The sequence below is a fragment of the Pseudophaeobacter sp. genome, from assembly GCF_039971195.1.
GTDB lineage: Bacteria > Pseudomonadota > Alphaproteobacteria > Rhodobacterales > Rhodobacteraceae > Pseudophaeobacter.
In genome coordinates, this window is the sequence record NZ_JBDWPJ010000053.1 from 1 (window position 1) to 4,861 (window position 4,861).

At 57.1% G+C, this 4,861-nt stretch carries 7 protein-coding genes; 6 read left to right on the forward strand and 1 reads right to left on the reverse strand.

Annotated elements, in window-relative coordinates; genetic code table 11:
- On the reverse strand, positions 1-175 hold a 175-nt coding region (locus tag ABJP42_RS04590), incomplete at its 3' end, for a transposase (RefSeq protein ID WP_490363184.1).
- Between the two features lie 692 nt (positions 176-867).
- Between ABJP42_RS04590 and ABJP42_RS04595 the strand changes: the two genes are divergently transcribed.
- The 6 genes from ABJP42_RS04595 to ABJP42_RS04620 form a co-directional block, all read left to right on the forward strand.
- Positions 868-1,479 (forward strand): TetR/AcrR family transcriptional regulator, encoded by a 612-nt coding sequence (locus tag ABJP42_RS04595; RefSeq protein ID WP_348338765.1) that lies wholly within the window; start codon positions 868-870, stop codon positions 1,477-1,479.
- Positions 1,476-1,739: a hypothetical protein gene (locus tag ABJP42_RS04600; RefSeq protein WP_348338767.1), complete on the forward strand. Its 264-nt coding sequence runs from the start codon at positions 1,476-1,478 to the stop codon at positions 1,737-1,739. The genes ABJP42_RS04595 and ABJP42_RS04600 overlap by 4 nt, the downstream gene beginning before the upstream one ends.
- Positions 1,720-2,916, forward strand: coding sequence for an aromatic ring-hydroxylating oxygenase subunit alpha (locus ABJP42_RS04605; protein ID WP_348338769.1), 1,197 nt, complete (start codon positions 1,720-1,722; stop codon positions 2,914-2,916). Before ABJP42_RS04600 ends, ABJP42_RS04605 begins: the two co-directional genes overlap by 20 nt.
- Complete coding sequence (locus ABJP42_RS04610; RefSeq protein ID WP_348338771.1) at positions 2,913-3,803, forward strand: ABC transporter six-transmembrane domain-containing protein; 891 nt, start codon at positions 2,913-2,915, stop codon at positions 3,801-3,803. The genes ABJP42_RS04605 and ABJP42_RS04610 overlap by 4 nt, the downstream gene beginning before the upstream one ends.
- Positions 3,800-4,285 (forward strand): hypothetical protein, encoded by a 486-nt coding sequence (locus tag ABJP42_RS04615; RefSeq protein WP_348338773.1) that lies wholly within the window; start codon positions 3,800-3,802, stop codon positions 4,283-4,285. The genes ABJP42_RS04610 and ABJP42_RS04615 overlap by 4 nt, the downstream gene beginning before the upstream one ends.
- Positions 4,286-4,528: 243 nt before the next feature.
- Positions 4,529-4,861 (forward strand): FAD-binding oxidoreductase (locus tag ABJP42_RS04620; RefSeq protein WP_348338775.1); only part of this gene is annotated, 333 nt, incomplete at its 3' end.

Here is a 4,861-nt window from a genome sequence, read left to right on the forward strand (position 1 = left end):
CAGGATCAATGGATGGACGTCCAGTATGGCTGTAAAACTTGGCAAGATACTGGCGGATGCCGCTTAGATCGACGAACCTATCAATAGAGCGCAGCAGATGACCCTGCGGGACATGCTCTTCCAGCGAGAACTCGTAGAACAATGCCGCCTGCGCTTCCTGCTTTGGTCCCATCATCGCCAAATCCTCCAATCAGTATGACAATTGAATCAGCCAATGGGCACCCGATCAAGGAAGAGTTTTTCAACAGAATCAGCCCCTCCACGTCGAACGCTGTACTCGCGAAGATCGGGCCAGCCACCGTCCGCTTTGGGCTGAAAGCAGAATTCTAGGTCACGACGTTCACCTCCAGTAAAAGGTACCCCCCCTTAAAAATTATGCGCAAAAAAATCTGATTACTCACGCCGGTTTCAGTACTAGAGATTTCAGACTTTCAAAGCCCCCCTCTGCGATGGTTAGCCCGATCTGAGACTTCTTGCCGCTAGAGTTTTATACGGTGGCCGCTTTCAGCCCAAAGCTGACATACTGATCTAGCTCCTTGGGAGGGATGCGGACATTCGCTTCAATAAGTGCGAATGTCCGGAAAGCACCCGGCACACTAATCAGGTTTGCGGAGTTAAAGGTGGACAAAAAGCTCTACCACGCCTCGCACAATTCCTTTGCAACGAGGCTCCGGGATACTTGGCACGCTTTTTTCCTTTGCCAGAGTTTTGCAAATGCACCGAGATCTACGAAGTCTCAATCAAACGATACGGGTTCGGCAAAGTACTCTCTCCAAATTCGCTGTGAGAACCAAAGGCGGTTGGCAGGGTTGATGGTTGTTTATTGTCATTCTTGACAAGTTATTTTGACGAGCATAATTGTCAACCGTGACAATCAATGGAGTCGCCATGCCCCGCCCCAGCCTCAAGGACCAGAGGTCCGAAGAAATTCTTAATGCCTACCTGACCTGCGTTGCCCGCTTTGGCCTCGAAGGCGCAACACAGGAACGTATCGCTGCCGAGGCGGGTGTGAAACGTCCGCTTCTCCGGCACTATCTTGGCAACCGCGAGCAGATGGTTGCGGCCCTCAACGACCACGTTGTTACCACCTTCAATGACCTGACCCAGGCGCTCGACACGGCCCTGGCCTATGTCGAAACCCCTGAGGACATGGTGGAAGTTCTCTTTACTGCCGACACCGAAAATGACCCACGACTTCTTTTGGCCTGGCAAGCGCTTTCTGCGACATCCGTTGACCACGAAGAGATGCGAGTGGCCTTGCTGGACAGCCTGAAACGCTTTCTGGATGTGCTGGTCGACGCTCTGCAACGGCTGGCCCCGGCGGCAAAACCGGAAACCATCCGCGCTGTCGCGCATGGCATTTCGTCGATTTTCGTCAACCTCGACTCGCTCACCCCTCTCGCACCACCGCCCGAATGGCAGCAGGATCTAAAACACGCAGCCCTGCTTCTGGTGGGCACATTGGAGTCCCCCCAGTGAATACACAGCGCACATTCAACTACATCGCCTTTCCCGTCCTTCTGGTGGCAGCCGCCCTCGGCACCTATTGGGTCTGGGGCCTCTTGTTTCTCTGGTGGATCGTTCCCGCCCTCATGAGCGGACGGGCGCATTTTGTCTTTGAAGTCAACCGCGACGAAGACCCCATTCTGTTCTGGGCCGTGGTCGTCCTCTGGGCCGTATTTGGCGTCATGACCATCGCCGCCAGCCTGTTCCCCCAATATGCCGCATGGCTTGTCTGAGGTGCCCGAAATGACCCCGATGTATCACAATCTCCCCGTTGACGCCTATACCTCGCAAGAGTGGTTCGACCGCGAACAGCGCCTGATCTTTTCCCGCACCTGGCGCTATGCCGGTCTGGCCGAGGATGTGCCAGAACCCGGTCACTACATCTCGGTGCAGGCCGGGCTGAACAACATCTTCATCGTCATGGGCCGTGACCACCGCCTGCGCGCTTTTCACAATATCTGCCGCCATCGTGGCACCCAGCTCATCCGCGCCGTGGGCAAGACCCAAAAGGCGCTGACCTGCCCCTACCACGACTGGACCTATGACCTTGAGGGCAACCTGATCTCGGTGCCTGACGAAGCCACCGAGTACCCAAAAGGCATCGACAAAAAATGCCTTGGACTGAAGCCTGCCGCAGTGGATGTCTGGCAGGGTATGCTGTTTGTACACCCCGACCCTAACCCGCCCTCACTGGCGGCCTATTTCGGGGTGGTTGACCCGTTCCTAGGACCTCACAAACCCGAAGAACTTGTCGAATACAAAGAGGCTCGCCAGAGCTATGAGATCAAGGCAAACTGGAAGATCGTCGTCGAAAACTACATCGACGTCTACCACCTCAGCCATCTGCATTCGAACACTCTGCACATGTACGATCACGCCCGGGCGGAATACGGCTGGCAGGGACCGCACTACTATTTCTGGGAACCCCCCGCGCCCGACTATGCCAAGAACCTGGAAACGAACCTGCCCACCCCTCGCGTGATCCCCGAACCGCAAATCGGCGCCTGGGTGCCCATGCTGTTCCCGGGCCTTGGGCTGGGGGCCAGCGAAGACAGCTGGAACCTATTCATTATCACACCGCTTGGGCCCGACCTCACGCGTGTGGAAAACCGCACCAAACTGGCCAATGTTTCCAGTTGGGAATACAGCAAACAATCCTGGAGCAGCAACAGCTTCTGGAAGAACTTTAGTGGCCCAAAATACTCCGGCGACGATGTCGCCAGCGAAAACGACCCCATGGCCTCGGGGGATTTTACGGCGGAAGACGTCTATGCCTGTGAACAACAGCAGAAGTCCCTCGCCAGCCCTTATCTCGAAATTGGCCCTGCCGCCACCGGTGAAAGCCCGATCACGGGCCATCAGCAAGCCGTCCTTGACTTCATGGCCCAGCAGGAGGCGCTCGAGAAATGAGCCGCCTCTCTAAGCGCCGCAAAGGGTTGATGACGGACAAGCCATTGACCCTGGGCGGGCTCTTTGCCGCCTTTTGGCCACAAATTTCAGTGACTTGGGCGATGACCTTGATCGAGGTCGGCCTCTTTGCCCTGATCCCGCTGCTGATCGGCTTTGCCATCGACGGGCTCCTGAGTGGTAAGTTCACCGCCTTTTATCAACTGGGCGGCGTTCTGGTTGCGCTGATCCTGATTGGCACGCTACGCCGCGTCTACGATACGCGGGTCTATGGCTTCATGCGGGTTGAACTGGGCAAGGCGCTGGTCCGGCGGGCTGGCGATATGCCGGTCTCACGCCTGAATGCGCGGCTCAATATGGGGCGTGAGCCGGTTGACTTTCTTGAAACCGAAGCCCCGGAAAGCGTGACCTCCCTCATTCGTGCCACCGCCGCCATTGTCATTCTGGCAGGGTTTCACCCGACACTGGCGCTGGCCGCGCTGGGGGCGCTTGTCACGACGCTCGCAATCTACGCCCTCACACATCGCCGCTTTTTCCGCCTGAACGCGGCCTTCAACACCCAGACCGAAAAGCAGGTCGGCGTGCTCGAGGCCCGCTCCCAGCCCCGCCTTGGTGCGCATCTTTTGGGCTTGCGCAAATCCGAGGTCCGCATCTCAGACACCGAAGGACTGGTCTATGGTCTGATCTTTCTGGTTCTTCTGGGCATGCAAATGTTCAACCTCTGGTTCGCCACGCAGGAAATCGCGATCACGGCAGGTCGTGTTTTTTCCATCGTCACCTACAGCTGGGACTTTGTCGAAAGCGCGCTGGTGCTTCCGATGACCCTGCAGTCCTTTTCGCGGCTCTCAGAGATCACCGCGCGCATCAATCAAATGGAGTCAACTTTATGAAGCGTATCACCGCGACCGCCATTGGCATTGTTCTTGCCGCAGGTCTGGCAATTGCCTCACCGCAAAGCACAGCAACCGATCTGGTCACCCGCTATTATGCCACTACCTCCGAGGCGGACCTGGCCGCCACCTGGGGAGATTGGCACCCCGGCGCTACCCATCACATCGAGATCAAAACTGGCATAAAGGACGGCGACTTTGCCTTCAGCTATGCCATGTTCGACTGGGAGAACCTGCCAGATTGGACCGCAGAGCCCGAGATCATGGAAGCTATGAAGGGATATGAAGAAACCGGCCGCTCGGACCCCAACCTGACCATTTCTGCCGAGGGTACCGATACCATCGTCACGGCGCAGAGTAAGGTGGCCTATGTTTGGGACGGCTACAAAGGTGCCATGACCCAGACTGACCGGTTCACCATCGCCACCACGGCGGGTCGCGCCGTGATCCGTGACCTGACAACCCTCTATGATTACCGCTGAGATGTACCATGTTTCTGTTTCTTCTTTTGAACAACGTCCTCCTGGCATCCTTTGTCTGGCTCATGTTGAGCGGCGCCGGGCTCGCACTCTGGACCGGATGGATTGTGACCTGGTTTGCTGCTGACTGTGCGGTGATCTGGTTGACCGGATACGAGTCCCCCAACTGGGCCTGGGGAGCTGTGCTTGCCGTTTTGGCTGCCCTTTGGGCCTTGTTGACCTCTGGTATGGTAGGAGTTTAATTTCATGCGTAGTTTCCACAAACTGCCCGTTGCTGAAATCCGCAAGGAAATTGGTGGTGCCGCCACCAGCGTGATCTTTGCCGCCCCCCCCGATCTGGCGGACCAGTTTCACTGGCTGGCGGGCCAGCACCTTACCCTGCGCTTTGTCCTGGACGGTGTCGAACATCGCCGCAGCTACACAATCTCCAATCCCCCCGGCCAGCCACTGCGCATCACCTCAAAGCGGGTTCAGACGGGCGTCATCTCCAACCATATTGGCGATGACCTGAAACCCGCAGATCTGGTCGAGGTCATGCCCCCCTTTGGCGGCTTCAAACTCACCCCCGACCCAATGGCC

Bases quoted from the DNA above. Each gene is read 5' to 3' on its own strand.
- ABJP42_RS04610 (WP_348338771.1), top strand. From the start codon at position 2,913: ATGAGCCGCCTCTCTAAGCGCCGCAAAGGGTTGATGACGGACAAGCCA.
- ABJP42_RS04615 (WP_348338773.1), top strand. From the start codon at position 3,800: ATGAAGCGTATCACCGCGACCGCCATTGGCATTGTTCTTGCCGCAGGT.
- ABJP42_RS04605 (WP_348338769.1), top strand. From the start codon at position 1,720: ATGCCGCATGGCTTGTCTGAGGTGCCCGAAATGACCCCGATGTATCAC.